This window comes from Azotobacter vinelandii CA (genome assembly GCF_000380335.1).
Taxonomy (GTDB): Bacteria; Pseudomonadota; Gammaproteobacteria; order Pseudomonadales; family Pseudomonadaceae; genus Azotobacter; species Azotobacter vinelandii.
The window spans coordinates 1,286,419-1,307,668 of record NC_021149.1 but is presented as its reverse complement, the minus strand read 5'-3'; the positions used below and the strand labels follow the sequence as shown (position 1 = coordinate 1,307,668).

The following is a 21,250-nucleotide window of genomic DNA, read 5'->3' as shown; positions in this document are numbered from 1 at the left end:
GGGGCTTATGTTGCATACACGGGATCCGGGACCAGCTCAGTCACGGAAGTTGTTGAACTGCAGCGGCATGCCCAACTCTTGGCCGCGCAGCAAGGCGATGGCCTCCTGCAGGTCGTCGCGCTTCTTGCCGGTAATACGCACCTGCTCGCCCTGGATCGCCGCCTGCACCTTGAGCTTGGAGTCCTTGATCAGCGCGACGATCTTCTTCGCCAAGTCCTTGTCGATGCCCTCGCGCAGAATCACCTCCTGCTTGACCACCTTGCCCGAGGCATAGGAATCCTTGTATTCCAGGCACTGGATGTCGACCTTGCGCTTGATGAGGGCGAGTTTGAGGATCTCGATCATCTGTTCGAGCATGAAGTCGGCCTCGGCAGTCAGAGTGAGCGTCTTGTCCTTGAATTCGAAACTACCTTTGCCACGCAGGTCGTAGCGCCGATCCAGCTCTTTGATCGCGTTGTCGACGGCGTTGGTGACTTCGTGCTTGTCCAGTTCGGACACCACGTCGAACGAGGGCATGGAATTCCTCCAGTTGGGGCGCGGCCGGCATCGCGGCAAGCGCCAAGCTTGACGGTTGAAATGACTTCTCATTATAACGGTTCGATCACGGTGCATGCCGGAGCCCAGGGCACCCGGAACGCCCCGAGCCACCTGCGAGTCCCGCCATGTCCCCAACCCCGCTCGACGCCTCCCGGCCCACCTTCGGCGAGCCGACCTGGCACGTGCTCGGCGCCGGCAGCCTCGGCAGCCTCTGGGCCGTACGCCTGGCCCGTGTCGGCCTGCCCGTACGACTGATCCTGCGCGACCCGCAGCGTTTGTCCGCCTACCACTGCGCTGGCGGCCTGCGCCTGGTGGAGGACGGCATGGAGCAGTTGTATCCGATTCCGGCCGAAATCCCCGACGCCGCGCCCCCCATCCGTCGCCTGCTGCTGGCCTGCAAAGCCTATGACGCGGTACCGGCGGTCGAACACCTGGCATCCCGGCTGGCAGCAGGTGCCGAACTCGTCCTGCTACAGAACGGGCTCGGCAGCCAGGATGCAGTGGCCGCCCGGCTGCCCGGATGCCGCTGCGTGCTCGCCTCGACTACCGAGGGGGCCTTTCGCGATGGCGACTTCCGGGTGGTGTTCGCCGGCCGGGGGCATACCTGGCTCGGCGATGCGGGACAGCCGCCGGCCTGGCTGGACGAACTGGCCGCAGCCGGCATCCCCCACGCCTGGAGCGAGACGATCCATGGCCGGCTGTGGCGCAAGCTCGCCCTCAACTGCGCGATCAATCCACTGACCGTGCTGTACGATTGCCGCAATGGCGGTCTGCAGGCGTACGCCGGAGAAGTCGCCGAACTCTGCGCCGAGCTCGCCGAACTGCTGCGCCACTGCGATCAGAGGGACGCCGCCGAAGGACTGCAGGAAGAGGTCGAACGGGTGATCCAGGCCACTGCGGCCAATTATTCATCGATGCATCAGGATGTGGCCCGTGGCCGACGCAGCGAGATCGCCTACCTGCTTGGTCATGCCTGCCGCGAAGCCGAGCGCCATAAACTGCATCTGTCCCGCCTGAAGGCCCTGCAGCAGCGACTGCAACGGCATCTGGCCGAACGCGGATTGCCGCTCGACTGAAGCTCGCGCTAACCTGCCATTTCCTCCTTCAGCCGCGTGATGCCCATGGGTTTGCGTCAGCGTCTCGAAAATCTGCCGGTCGGCCGCAAGCTCCTGGCAGCCCTGGTGGTCCTGCTTGCCACGGTGCTGCTGCTGGCCAATCTGGCCTTCATCAGCGCGGCCTACTGGATCTCCCAGCAAAACATGACCCCTCAGGCGCTGGGCGTACTGGGCCACCTGATCGCCAGCCCGTCACTCGCCGGGCAGGTCCTCTCCTCGCCGGAGGCGGCCCATGAGGTGCTCCTGCGTCTGGAGTCCTATGCCCCGCTGCGCAGCGCAGCCCTGTATGGCCGCGACGGTCGCCTGCTCGCCCGGATACAGCGGGGCGAGCCGCTGCACTTGCCGGAACATGTCGACAAGGTGCCGACCTGGCAACAACTCGAATTTCGCGTCACCCAGTTGATCGAGCTGCCACAGCCGGACCAGCCTTCCGGCCATCTGCTGCTGGTCGCCTCCAGCGAATTGCCGGGCGCCTTCTACACGGGCACTCTCACCGCCAGTCTGTTGATCCTGGCTTTCAGTGTCCTGCTGTGGATGCTGGTGGCCCGCCAGATCCGACGGCTGATCACCCGGCCGATCCGCAAACTGGAGGAGCTTTCGCGCCGGGTCACCCTCGAGGAGAACTACTCGCTGCGCGCCCTACGCGGCAACAGAGACGAAATCGGCAACCTGGCCGATGCTTTCAACACAATGCTGTCGCGCATCGAGGCCCGCGAACAACAGCTCAAGCGTGCCCGCGACGAGGCGCAAAACGCCTTCGACCAGGCCCAGAGCCTGACCGAGGAAACCCGCCGCTTCAATCGCAAACTGGAACTGGAAGTCCAGGTGCGCAGCAAGATCGAGAAGAAGCTCACCGGCTTCCAGAACTATCTCAACAGCATCATCGACTCGATGCCCTCGGCCCTGATCGCCCTCGACGAGCAGCTCTACGTCACCCAGTGGAACCAGGAAGCTAGCAGCCTCTCCGGGACGCCCCTGCACGAGGCCCTGAACCAGCCGATCTTCCTCGCCTTTCCGCCGTTGCAGCCGTTCCTCGACCAGCTCAGGCATACCGCCGAACTCCACCAGGTGGAGAAGATCGAGCGCATCACCTGGCCGCGCAACGACGAACCCCGCCACTACGCACTGACTTTCTATCCGCTGATGGGCGGCGGCGGGCGGGGTGTGGTGATCCGCATCGACGACATCACTCAGCGCCTGTCCATGGAAGAGCTGATGGTACAGTCGGAGAAGATGCTGTCGGTCGGCGGCCTCGCCGCCGGCATGGCTCACGAGATCAATAATCCATTGGGTGCCATCCTGCACAACGTGCAGAACATCCGTCGGCGCCTGTCGCCGGAGCTGCCGAAAAACCTCGAACACTCGGAGGAGTGTGGCATCTCGCTGACTGCGGTGAACGACTACCTGGATCGGCGCGGAGTGCCGCAACTGCTCGACGGCATCCAGCAGGCCGGATCCCGCGCGGCGAAGATCGTCAGCCACATGCTCAGCTTCAGCCGGCGCAGCGACCGGCAACTGAGCCCGAGCCTGCTCCCGGCGCTGATCGATCAGGCCCTGGAAATCGCCGGCAACGACTTCGCCCCGGCCGAGAGCTTCGACTTCAAGAACATCCGCATCCTGCGCGATTTCGATCCGAGCCTCGGTCCGGTACTGGTCATCGCCAACGAACTGGAGCAAGTGCTGCTCAACCTGCTGAAGAACGCCGCCCAGTCCATCCACCAGCGCCAGAGCGGACCGCCTGGGCGCATCGTGCTGCGCACCCGCCGTAATCCGCCATGGGCGGAGATCACTGTCGAGGACAACGGTGTCGGCATTCCCGAAAATGTACGCAAACGCATCTTCGAGCCGTTCTTCACCACCAAGGAGGTCGGCCAGGGCACCGGTCTCGGCCTGTCGGTGTCCTACTTCATCATCACCAACAACCACAAGGGACAGATGGAGGTGCAATCGCGCCCGGGCCAGGGCAGCAGCTTCACCCTCCGCCTGCATCTGGCCGAGTCCCCGGAAGGCGCCGAACTCTGACCCGCGGAGAGAAATAGCCATGGGCAACCGACTTTCGAAAATCTACACGCGCACTGGCGATACCGGTGAAACCAGCCTGGCCGATGGCCGCCGGGTAGCCAAAGACCACCCTCGGGTGGAAGCCATGGGCGAGGTGGACAGCCTGAACTGCCAGCTCGGCCTGCTGCTCGCCGAGCTGGACGAGCAGCGGACGCGCTGGCCCGGTCTCGGCGAACTGAGCGAAGTCCTGGCGCCCTGCCAGCACCGTCTGTTCGATCTGGGCGGCGAGTTGGCGATGCCGGTCTATCGAGCGCTCGAAGGGCGCGAAATCGAACGCCTGGAAGCGACTCTCGACCGCTGGAACGCCGAACTGGGCCCCTTGCGGGACTTCATCCTGCCTGGAGGATCGCGGCTGATCGCCCAGGCCCATGTCTGCCGCAGCCAGGCCCGCAGCGCCGAACGGCGCTGCCAGCAGCTGAATGCCATCGAGGCGCTGCGCCCGGAACTCCTCGCCTACCTCAACCGACTCTCCGATCTGTTGTTCGTTGCCGCGCGACTGATCGCGCGCCGCCAGGACCGGGCGGAAGTCCTCTGGCAGGCGGCCAGCCCGCCGGCCTGAATCATTCCGACCAGAGCCCACGGATGGCGGCGATGCCCTGGGCACCGGTCCGCCAAGCACGCGCCAGATCCTGGCTGCCGAGCCCGCCGAGCAGAAATGCCGGGCGGTTGAAGCCCCGCAGCAGCTCGGCCGCCCGTTCCCAGCCCAGCGGACTGGCCCCGGGATGACTGCTGGTGGCCTCGATAGGCGACAAGGTGACGAAGTCCACCCCCATCCGGGTGGCCAGAGCCAGTTCCTCGGCATCGTGGCAGGAGGCCGCCAGCCAGCGTTCGGCCGGGAAGGGCCGGCCGTTGGCGGCGTATTCGCGCAGTTGTCGGGCCGTCAGATGCCAGCCGGCCGCCGGGAAATCGCCGAGCCACTCCAGCGGCCCCTTGAGCATTAGTTGCGCCCGCCCGGCACAGAGCCCCTGCACATCGACCGCCAGATCGCGGTACTGAGGGTCGAACATGTTGGGAGCCCGCAGTTGGATCAGACGGATACCACCCTCCAGGGCGCTCCTCAGACCCCGCAACAACGCCTGCGGAGAAAGGTCTTCCGGCGTGATCAGGTAACGCTCGGGCAGCCGGGCAGCGGCGACGATCGGATGATTGGCGGCCGGAAACCGATAATCCGGAAGTTGCCGTGGAGCGACCCAGGCCAGCGCCTGCCCCTCGGCGCCGTGCGGCTCGCCGGCGAAGGCTGCGACCTCCCAGACATCCAGCAGCACGTACTGGTCAGGGTAGTCGTGACGCACCTGGATCAGCGGCCTGGCGGCGCTCACGCGAATACCCAGCTCCTCCTCCAGTTCCCGGGCCAGGGCCGCCTCGACCGCTTCGCCCGCCTCGACCTTGCCGCCGGGAAACTCCCAGAGCCCCCCCTGATGCTTTTCCTCCGGGCGTCTGGCGATCAGCACCCGGCCGTCGGCACCGCGGATCACCGCTGCCGCGACATGTATACGCTTCATTCGATCGTCTCCGTTTCCTGAAGGGCCGCTTGGTACCAGCGCTGGAAGGCTGGCCACCGGTAGATGGTTTCCACGTAGGCCGCCGCCGGCTCCGGCAGGGATACCGCATAGCTGCGCAGGCGCGCCGCCACCGGGGCATAGAAGGCATCGGCGATCCCGGCATGGCCGAACAGGAAAGGACCATCCGCGCCGAAACGCTGCCGGCAGTCGGCCCAGAGCGCGCAGATGCGGCCGATGTCCTCCTGCACGGTAGCCGGCAACGGCAATGCCAGCGGCCTCGGCCGACGCCGGAGATCCATCGGTAGATGGCTGCGTAGCGCAGCGAAGCCGCTGTGCATCTCGGCGCACAGCGAACGCGCCACAGCCCGAGCGTATTCGCCGCGTGGCCAGAGGTGGCGGTCGCCACAGGTTTCGGCCAGATACTCGGCGATCGCCAGGGAGTCCCAGACCGGCCCTTCCTCGGTCAGCAGCACCGGCACCTTGCCGGTGGGCGAGTGACTCAGCAGGCGAGCGCGACTCGTCTGCTGGTACAGGGGGATGCGGACCTCCGTATAAGGCTCCTCGGTCAGCTCCAGCACCAGAGCGGCGCGCATCGACCAGGAAGAGTAGTTCTTGTTGCCAATGATCAGGGTCAGGGGCATGGCAGTCTCCTTGGCTGCGGGCAGCTCACGGCGCGCGAGCACCGCTGCGCAGCCAGCGACCTGCCGCCCGCGCGGCGCTCAGGTCCGGTATTCGGCGTTGATCTTCACGTAGTCGTGAGACAGATCGGTGGTCCAGATGGTTTCGCTGCAATCGCCCCGCCCGAGCTCGATGCGGATACCGATCTCCGGCTCGGCCATCACTGCGGCGCCCTGCTCCTCGGTATAGGTCGCGGCCCGGCCACCCTGCCTGGCGATGCAGACATCGCCGAGGAATACATCGATCCGGCTCACGTCAAGCTGCGGCACACCGGCGCGTCCGACGGCAGCGAGAATGCGTCCCCAGTTGGGATCGGAAGCGAACAGCGCAGTCTTGATCAGGGGCGAATGGGCGACGGCGTAGCCGACGTCCAGGCATTCCTGATGGGTGGCACCGCCATTGACCTGCACGGTGACGAACTTGGTCGCGCCTTCGCCATCGCGGACGATGGCCTGGGCCAGTTCCATGCTCACCTCGAACACGGCCCGCTTCAGTCTGGCGAACAGCTCGCCCTCGGCCGCGCGAATCTCCGGCAGCGCCGCCCGGCCGGTGGCGACCAGCATGCAGCAATCGTTGGTGGAAGTATCGCCATCGATGGTGATGCGGTTGAACGACTTGTTCGCCGCATCGCGCAGCAGATCCTGCAACACCGGCTGGGCGACCTTGGCATCGGTGGCGATGTAGCCGAGCATGGTCGCCATGTTCGGCCGAATCATCCCGGCCCCCTTGGAGATGCCGGTGACGGTGATGGTGACGCCGTCATGCACGAACTGGCAACTGGCCCCCTTGGGCAGGGTGTCCGTGGTCATGATGCCCTCGGCGGCGGCGGCCCAGTTGTCGGAGGCGAGATCGGCCAGGGCAGCCGGCAGTGCGGCCTCGATCTTTTCCACCGGCAGGGGTTCGCCGATCACCCCGGTGGAGAACGGCAGCACGGCACTCTCATCGACTCCGGCCAGTTCGGCCAGACGGGCGCAGGTCCGTGCGGCGGCCAACAGGCCCGGCTCGCCGGTACCGGCATTGGCGTTACCGGTGTTGGTCAGCAGGTAGCGCACACTCCCCTGGACACGCTGTTTGGCGAGAACCACCGGCGCCGCGCAGAAGGCATTGAGGGTGAACACCCCGGCGACCGTGGAGCCTTCGGTACAACGCATCACCACCACATCCTTGCGCCCGGGGCGCTTGATGCCGGCGGAAGCGATGCCGAGTTCGAAACCGGGGACCGGGTACAGGGTAGGCAGAGGGCCAAGACCGACAGCCATGAAGGGCTCCTTCGTATGGGTTCTGTTGAATGAACGTACCAGGGTACGGAAAACGGGCGGAAAAACGCCGCGACCGGTCGGGCCGGCCGCGGCGCTGCGGATGCGATCCTGCGCACTCCGGATGCTGCGCCGGAACGCAGCCTAGCAACTCTAGTTGAGCTGCCCGTGACAGTGCTTGTACTTCTTGCCTGACCCGCAGGGACAGGGCTCGTTGCGCCCGATCTTCGGCTCCGGACGCACCGGCGCAGTCCCCGGCAGAGGCACCTCCTCCACGACTTCGAGGTCGTCCTCCTCCGCCTGAGGAGCCAGGGCCGAAGCGGCCGCATGCTGGAATTGCATGCGCCTGGCCAGGGCCTCTGCCTCACGACGCAGCCGCTCCTCCTCCTCGGCCGGATCCTCGCGACGGACCTGTACGTGGGAGAGTACGCGGATGGCATCGCGCTTGATCGACTCGAGCAGACTCTGGAACAGCTCGAAGGATTCGCGCTTGTATTCCTGCTTGGGATTCTTCTGTGCATAGCCGCGCAGGTGAATGCCGTGGCGCAGATGGTCCATGGTCAACAGGTGGTCCTTCCACAAGTCGTCCAGCACGCGCAACAAGATCTGCTTCTCGAAGGTCCGCAAGGCCTCGGTGCCGGCAATCTCCTCCTTCTCGCGATAGGCGACCAGCAGCGCCTCGAGGATACGCTCGCGCAGTGCCTCCTCATGCAGCCGGTCGTCTTCGTCGAGCCACTGCTGCAGCGGCAGTTGCACACCGAAATCGCTCTGCAGCACGGCCTCCAGACCAGCGACGTCCCACTGCTCGGGCAGCGACTGCGGCGGGATATGCTGGCCGATGGCCGCGCCCAGCACCTCCCGACGGAATTCGGCGATGGTCTCACCGATGTCCTCGGACTCCAGCAGGCTGTTGCGCATGTGGTAGATCACCTTGCGCTGCTCGTTGGCCACGTCGTCGAATTCGAGCAACTGCTTGCGCATGTCGAAGTTGCGCCCCTCGACCTTGCGTTGGGCCTTCTCGATGGCATTGGTCACCATGCGATGCTCGATGGCCTCGCCAGCCTGCATGCCAAGCGCCTTCATGAAGTTCTTCACCCGGTCGGAGGCGAAGATGCGCATCAGGTTATCTTCCAGAGACAGGTAGAAACGGCTGGAGCCCGGATCGCCCTGGCGGCCGGCCCGGCCGCGCAACTGGTTGTCGATACGCCGGGATTCGTGGCGCTCCGAAGCGATCACGTGCAGGCCACCGGCCTCGATCACCTGCTGGTGGCGCTTTTGCCAGTCGGCCTTGATCTGTGCGACCGGCTCATCGGTCGGGTTTTCGAGGGCGGCGACCTCGACCTCCCAGTTGCCGCCGAGCAGGATGTCGGTACCCCGGCCGGCCATGTTGGTGGCGATGGTCACCGCGCCGGGGCGCCCGGCCTGGGCGATGATCTCGGCCTCCTTCTCGTGGTACTTGGCATTGAGCACCTGATGCGCGATGCCTTCCTTCTTCAGCAGTTGGGAAACGTATTCGGAGCTTTCGATGGAGGCGGTCCCCACCAACACCGGACGTCCCTGGGTCTGGCATTCCTTGATGTCGCCGATGATCGCCGCGTACTTCTCTTCCTGGGTCAGGTAGACCAGATCGTTGAAGTCCTTGCGTGCGATCGGCCGGTGGGTCGGGATCACCACCACGTCGAGGCCGTAGATCTGGCGGAACTCGAAGGCTTCGGTGTCGGCGGTGCCGGTCATGCCGGCCAGCTTGTGATAGAGACGGAAATAGTTCTGGAAGGTGGTCGAGGCCAGGGTCTGGCTCTCCGCCTGGATCGGCAGCCCCTCCTTGGCCTCGATGGCCTGGTGCAGCCCCTCGGAAAGGCGCCGGCCCTGCATGGTCCGCCCGGTGTGCTCGTCGATCAGCAGCACCTGGTTGCCCTGCACGATGTATTCGACGTTGCGATGGAACAGCACATGCGCGCGCAACCCGGCGTAGACGTGGGTCAGCAGTTGCAGATTATGGGCGGAGTAGAGGTTGTCGCCCTCGGGCAGCAGGCCGGCACTGGCCAGCAGTTCCTCGATGAACTGGTGGCCCTGCTCGTTCAGCTCGATCTGCCGGGTCTTTTCGTCGACGACGTAGTGGCCTTCCTGGGTGACCACGCCCTCCTCTTCCTCGATGTGACGCTTCAATCGCGGAATCAGGGCATTGATCTGCAGGTACAACTGCGAGCTGTCCTCGGCCTGGCCGGAAATGATCAACGGCGTACGCGCCTCGTCGATCAATATGGAATCGACCTCGTCGATCACCGCATAGTTGAGTTCGCGCTGAAACTTATCCTCCAGACTGAAGGCCATGTTGTCGCGCAGGTAGTCGAAGCCGAACTCGTTGTTGGTGCCGTAGGTAATATCGGCAGCATAGGCGGCCCGCTTCTCCTCCGGCGGCTGGAAGGGCGTGACCACGCCGACGGAAAGCCCCAGGAACTCGTACAACGGGCGCATCCAGTTGGCATCGCGACGGGCCAGGTAGTCGTTCACCGTCACCACGTGCACACCCTTGCCAGCCAGGGCATTGAGATAGACGGCCAGGGTCGCCACCAGAGTCTTGCCCTCGCCGGTACGCATCTCGGCGATCTTGCCCTCGTGCAGAACCATCCCGCCGATCAATTGCACATCGAAGTGGCGCATGCCCATTACCCGCTTGCCTGCCTCCCGGGCAACGGCGAAGGCTTCGGGCAGCAGTTGGTCAAGGGTTTCGCCCTTGCCGAGACGGCCTCTGAACTCCTCGGTCTTGGCGCGCAACTGTTCGTCCGTCAGCGCCACCATCTGCTCTTCGAGGGCATTGATCGCCCGCACGGCTCGACGCATGCGCTTGACTTCACGATCGTTCTTGCTCCCAAAGAGCACTCTCAACAAAGGCGCAAACATATCGACAGGTTCTTCCTCACATATGAATGGTGGGCGGGCACGAGGCCGACCCGGCAGCCGCAAAGGGCCGCAATGGGAAAAAGGCATTCTACTCGCAAACTCGCCCGGCAAGAAAAGAGGCATCATGCAGCAGGACTTTCTACTGCTCGAAGTGCGAAGGCCACACGCCAGACTCAGGACTGCCCGAAGCCCGCCCCCTGCGACAGAACCTCAAACGAGCATGGGTTCTGCTACCATGGACAGCCTCATCCTCCGGCCAACAACCATGACCTTTCGTCCCTCGCCGGCCCGCCCCTCCGCTGCGCTGCTGCGCGAATCCAGACCGCTCAAGTCGCTGTTCGGCCAGGCGCAGCAATTGGTCCGGCTCCAGCACCTGCTGGACAGTCAGTTACAGCCTGCCGCGCGTGGGCATTGCCACGTAGCATCCTGGCGTGAAGGTTGCCTGCTGCTGATCGTCACCGATGGTCAGTGGGCCACCCGATTGCGTTACCAGCAACGTCGTCTGCAGCGCCAGTTGCTGACGCTGGAGGCATTCCGGGGCCTGAGCAGGCTCCTCTTCAAAGTGCGCCCCCCCATGCAGGCGAACGCCTCTTCCTCCCGCGTGAACAAGCTATCCCCGGCCGCTGCCGAGAGTCTCCGGACGGCAGCCGAAGGCATTGACGATCCCAGGCTCAGGGCGGCACTGAAGCGGCTGGCCCGTCACGGCCGGCCCGACTAGCCGAAAACGAGACGCCTCGCTGCAGGCCCCGGAGCTGGAAAAGGAAGAGGAAGAGGAGAAGCGCTCGGCTCAGACAGCCGCTATGGGACGCACGTAGGAGATGGGAGCACTCATGGCGTCTTCGAAGGTGACCACTTCCCAAGCATCCTTCTGTTCGAGCAGAGCGCGCAGCAAGCGGTTGTTCAAAGCGTGCCCCGACTTGAAGCCGCGGAATTCGCCGATCAGGCTGTTGCCCAGCAGGTAGAGGTCGCCGATGGCATCGAGAATCTTGTGCTTGACGAACTCGTCCTCATAGCGCAGACCATCCTCGTTCAATACCCGGTTTTCGTCGACCACGATGGCGTTATCCACGCTGCCACCTAGCGCGAGGTTGTGCGAGCGCAGAAACTCGATATCGCGCATGAAACCGAAGGTTCGTGCACGACTGACCTCCTTGACGAACGAAGTACTGGAGAAATCGATACTGGCGGTCTGCGTACGGCCGCGGAACACAGGATGATCGAAATCGATTTCGAAGCTCACCTTGAAGCCATCGAAGGGCAGGAAGACGGCACGCTTGTCATCTTCCTCCACGGCCACTTCACGCTTGATGCGGATGAACCTCTTGCAAGCCTCCTGTTCCTGCAAACCTGCGGACTGGATAAGAAAGACGAAAGGACCGGCACTGCCATCCATGATCGGCACTTCGGGGGCGGAGAGTTCGACGTAAGCATTATCGATCCCAAGACCGGCCATGGCCGAAAGCAGGTGCTCCACCGTGTCGACCTTGACATCACCCTTGACCAGCGTCGTGGACATGGTGGTTTCACCGACGTTTTCAGCCCTTGCGGGGATATCCACTACCGGATCGAGATCGATGCGCCGAAACACGATCCCCGTGTCGACAGGAGCGGGTTTCAAGGTCAGATAAACCTTCTCCCCCGAGTGCAAACCCACTCCCGTGGCACGAATAATGTTCTTCAGGGTGCGTTGTTTGATCATGGTTTGGCCGCTAGCAGTTGCGAATCTTCTTCAATAACCAGCAAAAATGATAGCAGAACCAATATTTGCTGGATATCAATCAATACAAGACCCCTGATAAACGCAATCAATCTGCTTGACGGCGCAGGAAAGCCGGGATGTCCAGGTAGTCCAGGTCGTCCTGCGGGTTGATCTTGGCAGCCGTGGCGCTGGCGGCATGGCTCTGGCGCTGTACGGTGGGCCGCTCGTAGTCCTTGTAGTTCACCGTCTGATCGCCGCGAGGTACAGCGGGAGCAGCAGCAGCAGCGCCAGCGGGCTGCAGCGTATTGTCCACCACTTTCATCGGCTTGTCGGCTCGCGTGCCCAGACCAGTGGCAACCACGGTCACATGCAATTCGTCGCGCATGTCCGGATCGATCACGGTGCCCACCTTCACCATGGCCTGGTCGGATGCGAACTGCTCGATGATGTTGCCGACGTCGGAGTATTCGCCCAGGGAGAGATCCGGGCCGGCCGTGATATTCACCAGAATGCCGCGAGCGCCCTGCAGATGGACATCCTCCAGCAGCGGGTTGCGGATCGCCGCCTCGGTGGCCTCGCGCGCCCGGTTCGGACCGCTGGCAAAACCGGTACCCATCATGGCCATGCCCATTTCGCTCATTACCGTCTTCACGTCGGCGAAGTCGACGTTGATCATGCCGGGACGCTTGATGATGTCGGAAATACCGCGAACCGCACCGGCCAGCACATCGTCAGCCTTGGCGAAAGCGGACAGCAGGCTGGCATCCTTGCCGAGAATGGTCAGCAGTTTCTCGTTGGGGATGGTGATCAGCGAATCCACATGCTCGGCCAGCAGGCGGATACCCTCTTCGGCAACCTGCATGCGCTTACGTCCTTCGAACGGGAACGGGCGGGTCACCACGGCCACCGTCAGAATGCCCAGCCCCTTCGCCACTTCGGCGATGACCGGAGCGGCGCCAGTACCGGTACCGCCGCCCATGCCGGTAGTGATGAACACCATGTCGGTGCCCTGCAGCACCTCAGCGATACGCTCGCGGTCCTCCATTGCGGCTTCGCGGCCGACCTCGGGGTTGGCACCGGCTCCCAGCCCCTTGGTCACCCCCGAGCCCAATTGCAGGACCGTCCGTGCAGTAATGTTCTTCAACGCCTGCGCATCGGTGTTGGCGCAAATGAACTCGACGCCCTCGATGCTGGTGGCTGCCATGTGATTCACGGCATTGCCGCCGCCACCACCGACACCGATGACCTTGATCACTGCACTTTGCGGAACGTTGTCTACGAGCTCGAACATATTCCCTCTCCTTTCTTTTTTACTGCCTACCGCCGTTGTCAGAAGTTGCCTTGGAACCATCGCTTGAGTCGTTCCAGGACAGGTATCTTGGTTTCTTCGCCATAACTGCTGGTGCCGGATACGGGCGTGCCCTCGGTCTGCTTCTGCAGCCCGTAAAGCAGCAATCCCACCCCGGTCGAATAGATCGGGTTGCCGATCACGTCATCCATTCCCCTGACACTGTGCGGCACCCCCAGGCGCACAGGCATGTGGAAGATCTCCTCGGCCAGCTCGACGGCGCCTTCCATCTTCGCCGAGCCGCCGGTCAGAACGACGCCGGCGGGTATGAGGTCCTCGTAGCCGCTACGCTGCAGCTCTGCATGGATCAGGCTGAACAGCTCGTCGTAGCGAGGCTCGACCACTTCCGCCAGCGCCTGGCGGGAAAGCTCCCGCGAGGGGCGCTCGCCGACACTGGGGACGTTGATGGTTTCGCCGGCGCCGGTCAGCTTGGCCAGGGCGCAGGCATAACGAATCTTGATCTCCTCGGCATACTGGGTCGGCGTGCGTAGCGCCATGGCGATGTCGTTGGTGACCTGATCGCCGGCGATCGGGATCACAGCGGTATGCCGGATCGCTCCCTCGGTGAAGATGGCGATATCGGTGGTACCGCCACCGATATCGACCAGGCATACGCCCAGCTCCCTCTCGTCCTCGGTGAGTACCGCATGGGCGGAAGCCAACTGTTCGAGGATGATGTCGTCCACCTCCAGATCGCAGCGGCGCACGCACTTCTCGACGTTCTGCGCGGCATTCACCGCACAGGTCACCACGTGCACCTTGGCCTCCAGACGCACGCCGGACATCCCCAGCGGCTCGCGTACGCCTTCCTGGTTATCGATCACGTAGTCCTGCGGCAGGGTGTGCAGCACTCGCTGATCCGAAGGAATCGCCACCGCCTGGGCCGCATCCAGAACGCGCTCGAGATCCGCCTGACTGACCTCGCGATCACGGATGGCGACAATTCCGTGGGAGTTCAGACTGCGGATATGGTTCCCGGCCAGGCCGACGAAGGCCGAGTGAATCTGGCAGCCGGCCATCAGTTGGGCCTCTTCCACTGCCCGCTGGATGGACTGCACGGTGGACTCGATATTCACTACCACACCCTTCTTCAAACCTCGCGAAGGATGGGAACCGATCCCGACGATCTCCAATTGGCCATCGGCCGTCACCTCGCCAACCAGGGCCACCACCTTGGAGGTGCCGATGTCGAGACCGACGATCATCTTGCCGCTCTGCGCGCTTGCCATGTTTTCTGCCTGCTCCTCAACTCAGTGCACAGCGGCGGGCTCGACCGCCGTTGGCGCGACCGGCTCCCGCCATGCCACGGCCAGCCCGTTGGCATAGCGCAGATCGATGCGCGCGATATTCGCATTCTGCTCTTTCAAGGCCCGCTCATAGATGGCGCTGAAGCGGCGCATCTTGGCGAGCAAATGATCACGCCCGAGCAACAGCTCGATGCCCTGGGTGGTGGTGACGTACCAACTGCCGCGCTCGCGCAGCTCCAGACGTGCAATGGAAAAGCCCAGGGGCCTGAGCATCTGGTTGAGCACGTGATACTGCTGCATCACCTTTTCCTGCGCCTGCTGGGGGCCGGCCAACTGCGGCAGATGCTCATAGCGGGATACTTCGCTCGGCGCGAAGGACTCTCCCTGATTGTTCAGCAACGCTTCATCGCCCCAGCGCGCTATCGGCAGTTGCTCTTCCAGGTGAACCACCAGTTGATCGGGCCATACGCGCCGCACTTCGGCCTTAGCGATCCAGGAAATGCTCTCGAGCGCATCGCGGATGCCGGCCAGATCGACGCTGAAAAAGCTCGCCTGGCGGAAAGGCGCGATGCGATCGAGGACTGTCTGGTTGCTGACGTAGCTGAGATGCCCTTCCAACCTGACATCGGCGATCGGCTGGTCCGCATAGGGCATCAGACGTTGCGCCAGGAAGTAGCCACCCGCGCAGAGAGCCGCCAACAGGAGCAAACCGCCCAGCTTCTTCAGCAAGGTCATGCCCAGTGTCGACAGGCGCGCCGATACGGGCGGCTTGGCCACCGTGCGGCTGGCTCCCCGGCGAACCGGCTTGCGTGCCGGGGCTCGCCCCAGCCCTGGTTGTCGATGACGAAGCATGGTGCCGTACATGGCTCAGCCCCTTGCCTCGACGCTGTCGGCCAGAACCGCCAGCACCAGTTGCTGGAAATCCAGTCCCGCGGCACGCGCGGCCATCGGCACCAGACTATGATCGGTCATGCCCGGCACCGTATTGACTTCAAGCAGCCAGAAGCGGCCCTCCGCGTCCTGCATCACGTCGACCCGCGCCCAACCCTGCACCCCCACCGCCTCGCAGGCACGCGCGCACAACGCCTTCAACTCCTCCTCCTTGCTGGAATCGAGCCCGCAGGGAATCCGGTACTGGGTATCCGAGGCCAGATACTTGGCGTCGTAATCGTAGAAACTGTGCGGCGTGCCCAGACCGATCGGAGGTAACACCTGCCCACGCAATAGGGCGACGGTGAACTCCGGCCCCTGGATCCACTGCTCGACCAGCACCTGGGGGTCATGGGAGCGGGCAGACAGCCAGGCGGCGATCAGTTCGTCGATGTCATTCACCTTGGCCATGCCGATGCTCGAGCCTTCGTGGGCCGGCTTGACGATCAGCGGAAAACCGAGATCCCGTGCGGCGGCCCGGCAGTCGCTCTCGCTGGTCGGCACCGCATGGCGCGGCGTCGGCAACCCCAGGCTCTGCCAGACCTGCTTGGTGCGCAGCTTGTCCATCGCCAGGGCCGAAGCGAGAACGCCGCTGCCGGTGTAGGGAATGCCGACACATTCGAGCAGGCCCTGCATGCTGCCATCCTCGCCGCCACGGCCATGCAGGACGATGAAGGCCCGATCGATCCGCTCGCGACCCAGTCGCTCGAGCAGGTCGTCGCCGACGTCGATGCCGAAAGCGTCCACGCCGGCGCTCTGCAGCGCTTCCAGCACGGCCTGGCCGGACTTCAGGGAGACCGCCCGCTCGGCGCTCTTGCCGCCGAACAGTACGGCGACACGACCGAAGGCTTGCGGAGCCAGTGTGGACTTCAGGGCGTGATTCATGGCAATTCCCTCTGGGCGACCGCCTCGGGCCGGCCGCCGAACAACGGATTCCGGAGCAGTTGTGGTGCCAGGCCGCCGATATCGCCGGCCCCCTGGCAAAGCAGGATGTCGCCGGGACGCAGCAACGGCTTGAGCAACGGGGCAATATCCGCACCACGCTCGACGTAGATCGGGTCCAGTTGGCCGCGCTGGCGGATGCTGCGGCACAGGCTGCGACTGTCGGCCCCGGGAATCGGCTCCTCGCCGGCCGGGTAGACCTCCATCAGCAGCAGCACATTGGCATCGGACAGGATCTGGACGAAGTCCTCGTAGAGATCGCGCGTCCGGGTGAAGCGGTGCGGCTGGTAGACCATCACCAGACGGCGATCCGGCCAGCCGCCACGGACTGCCTTGAGCACCGCGGCGACCTCGCGTGGATGATGGCCATAGTCGTCGACCAGCATCACGCCGCCCCCCTCGATCTGCAGTTCGCCATACACCTGAAAGCGCCGGCCGACCCCCTGGAAGCCCGACAGTCCCTGGACGATGGCGGTATCGTCGATGCCTTCGTCGCAGGCGATGGCAATGGTGGCCAGGGCATTCAGCACGTTGTGCACTCCCGGCATGTTGACCGACATCTCGAGCGGTGCACGCTCCTGGCGCAACACGGTGAAATAGGTACGCATTCCGGCCTGGCGGATGTCGACGGCACGTATATCGGCATCCTCGCCGAGGCCATAGGTGATCGTCGGACGGGCGACCAGGGGCAGGATCTCGCGTACCACCGGATCATCCACACAAAGCACCGCCAGGCCGTAGAACGGAAGATTGTGCAGAAAATCCACGAAGGTCTTCTTCAGCCGGCTGAAGTCGCCTTCATAAGTGTCCATGTGATCGGCATCAATGTTGGTGACCACGGCCACCATGGGCTGCAGATGCAGGAAACTGGCGTCGCTCTCGTCGGCCTCGGCGATCAGATAGCGGCTGCTGCCGAGCTGGGCATTGGTGCCTGCGGCATTCAGCCGGCCGCCGATGACGAAGGTCGGGTCCAGCCCACCGGCCGCGAATACCGAAGCGATCAGACTGGTGGTGGTGGTCTTGCCATGGGTACCGGCCACGGCGATGCCATGTCGGTAACGCATCAGTTCGGCGAGCATCTCCGCCCGCGGCACCACCGGGATGCGTCGTTCCAGGGCGGTCATCACCTCAGGGTTGGAACTGTTCACCGCACTGGATACCACCAGCACATCGGCGCTGGCGGCATTCTCGGCACGATGACCGATGAAAATCTTCGCACCGAAGCTTTCCAGGCGCGCGGTCACGGGCGACGCCTTGAGATCGGAACCGGAAACCTCATAACCGAGATTCAGCAGTACCTCGGCGATGCCACACATGCCGGCCCCCCCGATACCGACGAAGTGAATGCACCCGATCCGCCGCATGCGGCGGATCTCGGCCTGGATCGCGTCCTGGGACTTAACCACGCGCCACCTCCAGGCAGATGTCCACGACCGTACGGGTCGCATCGGGCTTGGCCAGACGGCGGGCCCTGGCGGCCATACCTTCGAGTTGCTCGGGGTGCATCGATACCTCGCTCAGGCGGGCGGCCAGGTCGGCGGCTGTCGTGGTCGCTTGCGGCAACAGGAAGGCCGCGCCCTCCCGTGCCAGATAATCGGCATTGCGGGTCTGGTGATCGTCGATGGCATGCGGCAGCGGCACCAGCAACGCAGGCAGCCCGGCGGCGGCAAGCTCGCTCACGGTCAAGGCGCCAGCACGGCAGACCACCAGATCGGCCCAGGCGTAGACGCGGGCCATATCCTCGATGAAGGGCACGACCTCGGCCTCCACCCCGGCTTCGCGGTAGCGATCGGCGGTGCTCTCATGGTGCTGGCGACCGGCCTGATGAAAGAGCTCCGGCCGCTGCTCCACAGGAATCAGCGCCAGGGCCGCGGGCAGCAGCTTGTTCAGGGGCTCGGCGCCCAGGCTTCCGCCCAGGACCAGCAGGCGCAGCCTGCGTCCGTCGGGGATCTGCCGCGAGCTGTCCAGAAACAGCTCGGAACGCACCGGATTACCGGTAGTACGGCGTTTGCCGGTGGGCTTGAAGGTATCCGGAAAGGCCTCGCAGATCCTGTCGGCCAGCGGCGCCAATGCCCGGTTTGAGGTGCCTGCCACGGCATTCTGCTCGTGGATGACCAGGGGGGCGCCAGTCAGTTTTGCCGCCACACCGCCGGGACCGGTGACGAATCCGCCCATACCCAGCACGCATACGGGACGCAGCTCGTTCATGATCCGACGGGCCTGGAACAGCGAGCGGATTAATTGGAAAGGAGCCTTGAGCAGGGTTGCCAACCCCTTGCCACGCAGCCCGCCGATCTGAATCCGATGCAGCGGCAGCCCGGCCGAGGGCACCAGATCGTTCTCGATTCCACGCGGTGTACCGAGCCAGTGCACGGCATAGCCACGCGCCTGGAATTCCCGTGCACAAGCAAGCGCCGGGAATACATGGCCCCCAGTACCGCCTGCCATGATCAGTACATTAGCGCCCATCGGTTTGCTCCTCGTGATCCTCGGCGAAATCTTCCTCGCTGAACCGTGCGTTTTCGTTGCCCAGCCGAGTGCGGCGCTCCCAGTCCAGACGCAACAGCAGACCCAGGCTGACACAGCAGATCACCAGCGAACTACCGCCATAACTGAGGAAAGGCAGGGTCAGCCCCTTGGTCGGCAGCAGACCGACATTCACCCCGATGTTGATGAGGAACTGGCCGATCCACAGGAAGGCCAGTCCATAGGCCACATAGGCCGAGAAATATTGCCGCGCCTTCTCGGCCCATAGCCCGAGATAGAGCGCGCGCACGCAAACGAAGGTAAATAGGCCGAGGGTCGCCAACGCACCGAACATCCCCAGTTCCTCGGCCAGCACGGAGAAGACGAAATCGGTGTGCGCCTCCGGCAGGTAGAACTGCTTCTGTACGCTGTTGCCGAGTCCGACCCCCAGCCACTCGCCACGCCCGAAAGCGATCAGCGCCTGGGTCAACTGATAACCGGCACCGAACTGGTCGGCCCAGGGATCTGTGAAGGTGATCAGGCGTTGCAGGCGATATTCCTGGGTCTGCACCAGCACGAACACCGCAGCGACGGCAGCGCCGGCCAACAGGGTGAAACGGAACAGGCCGACGCCGCCGAGGAACAACATCGCCGCAGCGGAGCCCAGCATCACCACGGTGGCGCCGAAGTCCGGCTCCAGCAGCAGCAACCCAGCCAACGGGATCAATACGATGATCGGCTTGATGAAGCCGATCCAGCGCCGGCGCACCTCGTCCTCGCGGCGCACCAGATAGCCGGCGAGGTAGATCACCACGAACAACTTGGCGAGCTCCGATGGCTGGACGTTGAAAGCACCGAAACCGATCCAGCGCATCGAACCGTTCACCTCGCGCCCGATACCCGGGACCAGCACGAGGATCAGCACACCAAAGGCGGCCAGCAGCAGCTTGCCCCCCATGCTCTGCCAGGTTTCCAGCGGTATCAGCATCACCACGCCACCCGCGACGATGCCGATCACCAGATACACCAGATGGCGGACCATGTAATAAAAGGTGTTACCGGCTTGCACCGCAGCGACTTCGGAGGATGCCGAGGTAATCATCACCAGTCCGAGGCCGAGCAGGGCCAAGCAACCGGCCAGCATCGGAAAGTCGACATCGAAGCCACGCTGGCTGAAGAGTGGCGACGGATAGGGACGCAACAGGGCCAGCATCAGGAGAGCCCTCCCACCGCTTGGGCGAACAGGCGTCCACGCTCTTCGAAGTTTCGGAACATATCCAGGCTGGCGCAGGCCGGCGACAGCAGCACGGCATCGCCCGCCTCGGCCAGGGAAGCCGAACGCTCGACCGCCTCCTCCAACGTCCCGACCCGGACCAGCGGTACGGCGCCATCCAGCACCACGGCGATGCGCCCGGCATCGCGCCCGAGCAACACTACGGCACGGCAGTGCTCAGCGACCGGCCGACGAAGACTGGAGAAATCCGCCCCCTTGCCATCGCCACCGGCGATCAGCACCAGCTTGCCGGCGATATCCGCCCCCAGCCCCTCGATCGCTGCCAGCGCGGCACCGACATTGGTTGCCTTGGAGTCATCGTAATACCCCACTTCACGCACGTCCCGCAGCCACTGGCAACGGTGGGGCAATCCGGCGAAGCGCTTCAGAGTCTCCAGCATCGGCGCGAACGGCAAGCCAACCGCGTGCCCCAGGGCCATTGCCGCCAGGGCATTGGCCTGGTTGTGGGCACCGCGAATCTTCAGTTCGCGGACCGGCATGAGCGTCTCGAACTGGAAGGCCAGGCATTTCTCGCCGTTCTCCTCCAGCAGACCGAACCCCTTGAAATCCGGCTTGCCGAGGCCGAAGGTCCAGCATGGTAGCCGGTCGGCGACCAGCGGCCGGGACAAGGCATCGTCCCGGTTCACCACCACCTGGCGTGCGCCGCGGAAGATGCGGTGCTTGGCCAGGTGATAGGCCTGCAGGTCGGCATAGCGATCCATGTGGTCTTCACTGACGTTGAGACAGGTGGCGACCTCGGCATTCAGCCGTTCGGTGGTCTCCAACTGGAAGCTGGACAACTCCAGCACATACAACTCGATGCCATCGTCCAGCAGGTCGAGGGCCGGAGTACCCAGATTGCCGCCCACCGCCACACGCCGCCCGGCCGCCCGGGCCATCTCGCCAACCAGGGTGGTCACCGTGCTCTTGGCGTTGGAGCCGGTAATGGCGACGATCGGCGCCCTGGCGTACCGGGCGAACAACTCGATGTCGCCGGACAACCTCACTCCGCGCGCGGCTGCGGCCTGCAATGCCGGCGTGGACAGAGCCAGGCCAGGACTGACGTAAAGCTCGCTGGCGCGGCAGAGGAATTCCACGTCCAACTCACCGCAACGCACTTCGACCTGCGGGAACTGTGCCTTCAAGGTGGCCAGCTCCGGAGGATTGGCGCGGGTGTCGACCACGGCGAACCGCGCGCCCTGGCGGGCCAGGAAGCGCACCAGGGACATGCCGCTCTTGCCGAGACCGACGACGATGCGGAATTGGTCGGAAGCGATCAGGCTCATTTCCCTGCC

Annotated in this window: 18 protein-coding genes; 4 read left to right on the top strand and 14 right to left on the bottom strand. The window is 64.2% G+C overall.

All coding sequences use genetic code 11. From position 1 onward, the window contains the following. Nucleotides 1-36: 36 nt before the first annotated feature. Nucleotides 37-516: a YajQ family cyclic di-GMP-binding protein gene (locus AVCA_RS06070; protein WP_012699987.1), complete on the bottom strand. Its 480-nt coding sequence runs from the start codon at nucleotides 514-516 to the stop codon at nucleotides 37-39. Nucleotides 517-662: 146 nt separating this feature from the next. Between AVCA_RS06070 and AVCA_RS06065 the strand changes: the two genes are divergently transcribed. Genes AVCA_RS06065 through AVCA_RS06055 form a run of 3 tightly spaced genes read left to right on the top strand, consistent with a single transcriptional unit; the run spans nucleotide 663 to nucleotide 4,272 of the window. After that, nucleotides 663-1,613: a putative 2-dehydropantoate 2-reductase gene (locus AVCA_RS06065; RefSeq protein WP_050764371.1), complete on the top strand. Its 951-nt coding sequence runs from the start codon at nucleotides 663-665 to the stop codon at nucleotides 1,611-1,613. Between the two features lie 45 nt (nucleotides 1,614-1,658). Beyond that, entirely contained in the window at nucleotides 1,659-3,674 is a 2,016-nt protein-coding gene (locus AVCA_RS06060; RefSeq protein WP_012699985.1) for an ATP-binding protein, read from the top strand. 19 nt (nucleotides 3,675-3,693) lie between these two features. Further along, nucleotides 3,694-4,272 (top strand): cob(I)yrinic acid a,c-diamide adenosyltransferase, encoded by a 579-nt coding sequence (locus AVCA_RS06055; protein WP_012699984.1) that lies wholly within the window; start codon nucleotides 3,694-3,696, stop codon nucleotides 4,270-4,272. A gap of 1 nt (nucleotide 4,273) precedes the next feature. Here the strand turns inward: AVCA_RS06055 and AVCA_RS06050 are convergent, their stop codons facing one another. The 4 genes from AVCA_RS06050 to secA all read right to left on the bottom strand — a co-directional run bounded on the left by AVCA_RS06050 (nucleotide 4,274) and on the right by secA (nucleotide 10,050). Continuing rightward, nucleotides 4,274-5,215, bottom strand: a complete 942-nt coding sequence (locus AVCA_RS06050) for a Nudix family hydrolase (protein ID WP_012699983.1) — start codon at nucleotides 5,213-5,215, stop codon at nucleotides 4,274-4,276. After that, a complete protein-coding gene (locus AVCA_RS06045) occupies nucleotides 5,212-5,856 on the bottom strand; it encodes a glutathione S-transferase family protein (RefSeq protein ID WP_012699982.1) in 645 nt (214 codons plus the stop codon). Before AVCA_RS06045 ends, AVCA_RS06050 begins: the two co-directional genes overlap by 4 nt. 78 nt (nucleotides 5,857-5,934) lie before the next feature. Further along, nucleotides 5,935-7,152, bottom strand: a complete 1,218-nt coding sequence (argJ, locus tag AVCA_RS06040; protein ID WP_012699981.1) for a bifunctional glutamate N-acetyltransferase/amino-acid acetyltransferase ArgJ — start codon at nucleotides 7,150-7,152, stop codon at nucleotides 5,935-5,937. A gap of 150 nt (nucleotides 7,153-7,302) precedes the next feature. Beyond that, the gene (gene secA / locus AVCA_RS06035; protein ID WP_012699980.1) at nucleotides 7,303-10,050 is read right to left on the bottom strand and encodes a preprotein translocase subunit SecA; all 2,748 of its coding nucleotides are present in this window, start codon (nucleotides 10,048-10,050) and stop codon (nucleotides 7,303-7,305) included. A gap of 265 nt (nucleotides 10,051-10,315) precedes the next feature. On the opposite strand from secA, the gene AVCA_RS06030 reads away from it, so the two are divergent. Further along, nucleotides 10,316-10,768: a DciA family protein gene (locus AVCA_RS06030; RefSeq protein ID WP_041807514.1), complete on the top strand. Its 453-nt coding sequence runs from the start codon at nucleotides 10,316-10,318 to the stop codon at nucleotides 10,766-10,768. A 69-nt stretch (nucleotides 10,769-10,837) separates the two neighbouring features. Here the strand turns inward: AVCA_RS06030 and lpxC are convergent, their stop codons facing one another. The 9 genes from lpxC to murD form a co-directional block, all read right to left on the bottom strand. Then, nucleotides 10,838-11,749, bottom strand: coding sequence for a UDP-3-O-acyl-N-acetylglucosamine deacetylase (gene lpxC / locus AVCA_RS06025; RefSeq protein ID WP_012699978.1), 912 nt, complete (start codon nucleotides 11,747-11,749; stop codon nucleotides 10,838-10,840). A gap of 106 nt (nucleotides 11,750-11,855) precedes the next feature. After that, on the bottom strand, nucleotides 11,856-13,040 hold the full coding sequence (gene ftsZ / locus AVCA_RS06020) for a cell division protein FtsZ (protein ID WP_012699976.1): 1,185 nt from the start codon (nucleotides 13,038-13,040) through the stop codon (nucleotides 11,856-11,858). A gap of 38 nt (nucleotides 13,041-13,078) precedes the next feature. Beyond that, a complete protein-coding gene (gene ftsA / locus AVCA_RS06015) occupies nucleotides 13,079-14,326 on the bottom strand; it encodes a cell division protein FtsA (RefSeq protein WP_012699975.1) in 1,248 nt (415 codons plus the stop codon). Nucleotides 14,327-14,347: 21 nt separating this feature from the next. Next, entirely contained in the window at nucleotides 14,348-15,208 is an 861-nt protein-coding gene (locus AVCA_RS06010; protein WP_012699974.1) for a cell division protein FtsQ/DivIB, read from the bottom strand. A 3-nt stretch (nucleotides 15,209-15,211) separates the two neighbouring features. Further along, nucleotides 15,212-16,159, bottom strand: coding sequence for a D-alanine--D-alanine ligase (locus AVCA_RS06005; RefSeq protein ID WP_012699973.1), 948 nt, complete (start codon nucleotides 16,157-16,159; stop codon nucleotides 15,212-15,214). Beyond that, the gene (gene murC / locus AVCA_RS06000; protein WP_217652872.1) at nucleotides 16,156-17,580 is read right to left on the bottom strand and encodes a UDP-N-acetylmuramate--L-alanine ligase; all 1,425 of its coding nucleotides are present in this window, start codon (nucleotides 17,578-17,580) and stop codon (nucleotides 16,156-16,158) included. The genes AVCA_RS06005 and murC overlap by 4 nt, the downstream gene beginning before the upstream one ends. A 34-nt stretch (nucleotides 17,581-17,614) precedes the next feature. Next, on the bottom strand, nucleotides 17,615-18,685 hold the full coding sequence (gene murG / locus AVCA_RS05995) for an undecaprenyldiphospho-muramoylpentapeptide beta-N-acetylglucosaminyltransferase (RefSeq protein ID WP_012699971.1): 1,071 nt from the start codon (nucleotides 18,683-18,685) through the stop codon (nucleotides 17,615-17,617). After that, entirely contained in the window at nucleotides 18,675-19,895 is a 1,221-nt protein-coding gene (ftsW, locus tag AVCA_RS05990; RefSeq protein ID WP_012699970.1) for a putative lipid II flippase FtsW, read from the bottom strand. Before ftsW ends, murG begins: the two co-directional genes overlap by 11 nt. After that, nucleotides 19,895-21,241 carry a UDP-N-acetylmuramoyl-L-alanine--D-glutamate ligase gene (murD, locus tag AVCA_RS05985; RefSeq protein WP_012699969.1) on the bottom strand — a complete coding sequence of 449 codons (1,347 nt, stop codon included), beginning with the start codon at nucleotides 21,239-21,241 and terminating at the stop codon, nucleotides 19,895-19,897. The genes ftsW and murD overlap by 1 nt, the downstream gene beginning before the upstream one ends. Between the last annotated feature and the right edge of the window lie 9 nt (nucleotides 21,242-21,250).

Excerpts from the sequence above, each read along its gene's own strand:
- AVCA_RS06070 (WP_012699987.1), bottom strand. The coding sequence starts at position 516 with ATGCCCTCGTTCGACGTGGTGTCCGAACTGGACAAGCACGAAGTCACC.
- AVCA_RS06065 (WP_050764371.1), top strand. The coding sequence starts at position 663 with ATGTCCCCAACCCCGCTCGACGCCTCCCGGCCCACCTTCGGCGAGCCG.
- AVCA_RS06060 (WP_012699985.1), top strand. The coding sequence starts at position 1,659 with ATGGGTTTGCGTCAGCGTCTCGAAAATCTGCCGGTCGGCCGCAAGCTC.
- AVCA_RS06055 (WP_012699984.1), top strand. The coding sequence starts at position 3,694 with ATGGGCAACCGACTTTCGAAAATCTACACGCGCACTGGCGATACCGGT.
- AVCA_RS06050 (WP_012699983.1), bottom strand. The coding sequence starts at position 5,215 with ATGAAGCGTATACATGTCGCGGCAGCGGTGATCCGCGGTGCCGACGGC.
- AVCA_RS06045 (WP_012699982.1), bottom strand. The coding sequence starts at position 5,856 with ATGCCCCTGACCCTGATCATTGGCAACAAGAACTACTCTTCCTGGTCG.
- argJ (WP_012699981.1), bottom strand. The coding sequence starts at position 7,152 with ATGGCTGTCGGTCTTGGCCCTCTGCCTACCCTGTACCCGGTCCCCGGT.
- secA (WP_012699980.1), bottom strand. The coding sequence starts at position 10,050 with ATGTTTGCGCCTTTGTTGAGAGTGCTCTTTGGGAGCAAGAACGATCGT.
- AVCA_RS06030 (WP_041807514.1), top strand. The coding sequence starts at position 10,316 with ATGACCTTTCGTCCCTCGCCGGCCCGCCCCTCCGCTGCGCTGCTGCGC.
- lpxC (WP_012699978.1), bottom strand. The coding sequence starts at position 11,749 with ATGATCAAACAACGCACCCTGAAGAACATTATTCGTGCCACGGGAGTG.
- ftsZ (WP_012699976.1), bottom strand. The coding sequence starts at position 13,040 with ATGTTCGAGCTCGTAGACAACGTTCCGCAAAGTGCAGTGATCAAGGTC.
- ftsA (WP_012699975.1), bottom strand. The coding sequence starts at position 14,326 with ATGGCAAGCGCGCAGAGCGGCAAGATGATCGTCGGTCTCGACATCGGC.
- AVCA_RS06010 (WP_012699974.1), bottom strand. The coding sequence starts at position 15,208 with ATGTACGGCACCATGCTTCGTCATCGACAACCAGGGCTGGGGCGAGCC.
- AVCA_RS06005 (WP_012699973.1), bottom strand. The coding sequence starts at position 16,159 with ATGAATCACGCCCTGAAGTCCACACTGGCTCCGCAAGCCTTCGGTCGT.
- murC (WP_217652872.1), bottom strand. The coding sequence starts at position 17,580 with ATGCGGCGGATCGGGTGCATTCACTTCGTCGGTATCGGGGGGGCCGGC.
- murG (WP_012699971.1), bottom strand. The coding sequence starts at position 18,685 with ATGGGCGCTAATGTACTGATCATGGCAGGCGGTACTGGGGGCCATGTA.
- ftsW (WP_012699970.1), bottom strand. The coding sequence starts at position 19,895 with ATGCTGGCCCTGTTGCGTCCCTATCCGTCGCCACTCTTCAGCCAGCGT.
- murD (WP_012699969.1), bottom strand. The coding sequence starts at position 21,241 with ATGAGCCTGATCGCTTCCGACCAATTCCGCATCGTCGTCGGTCTCGGC.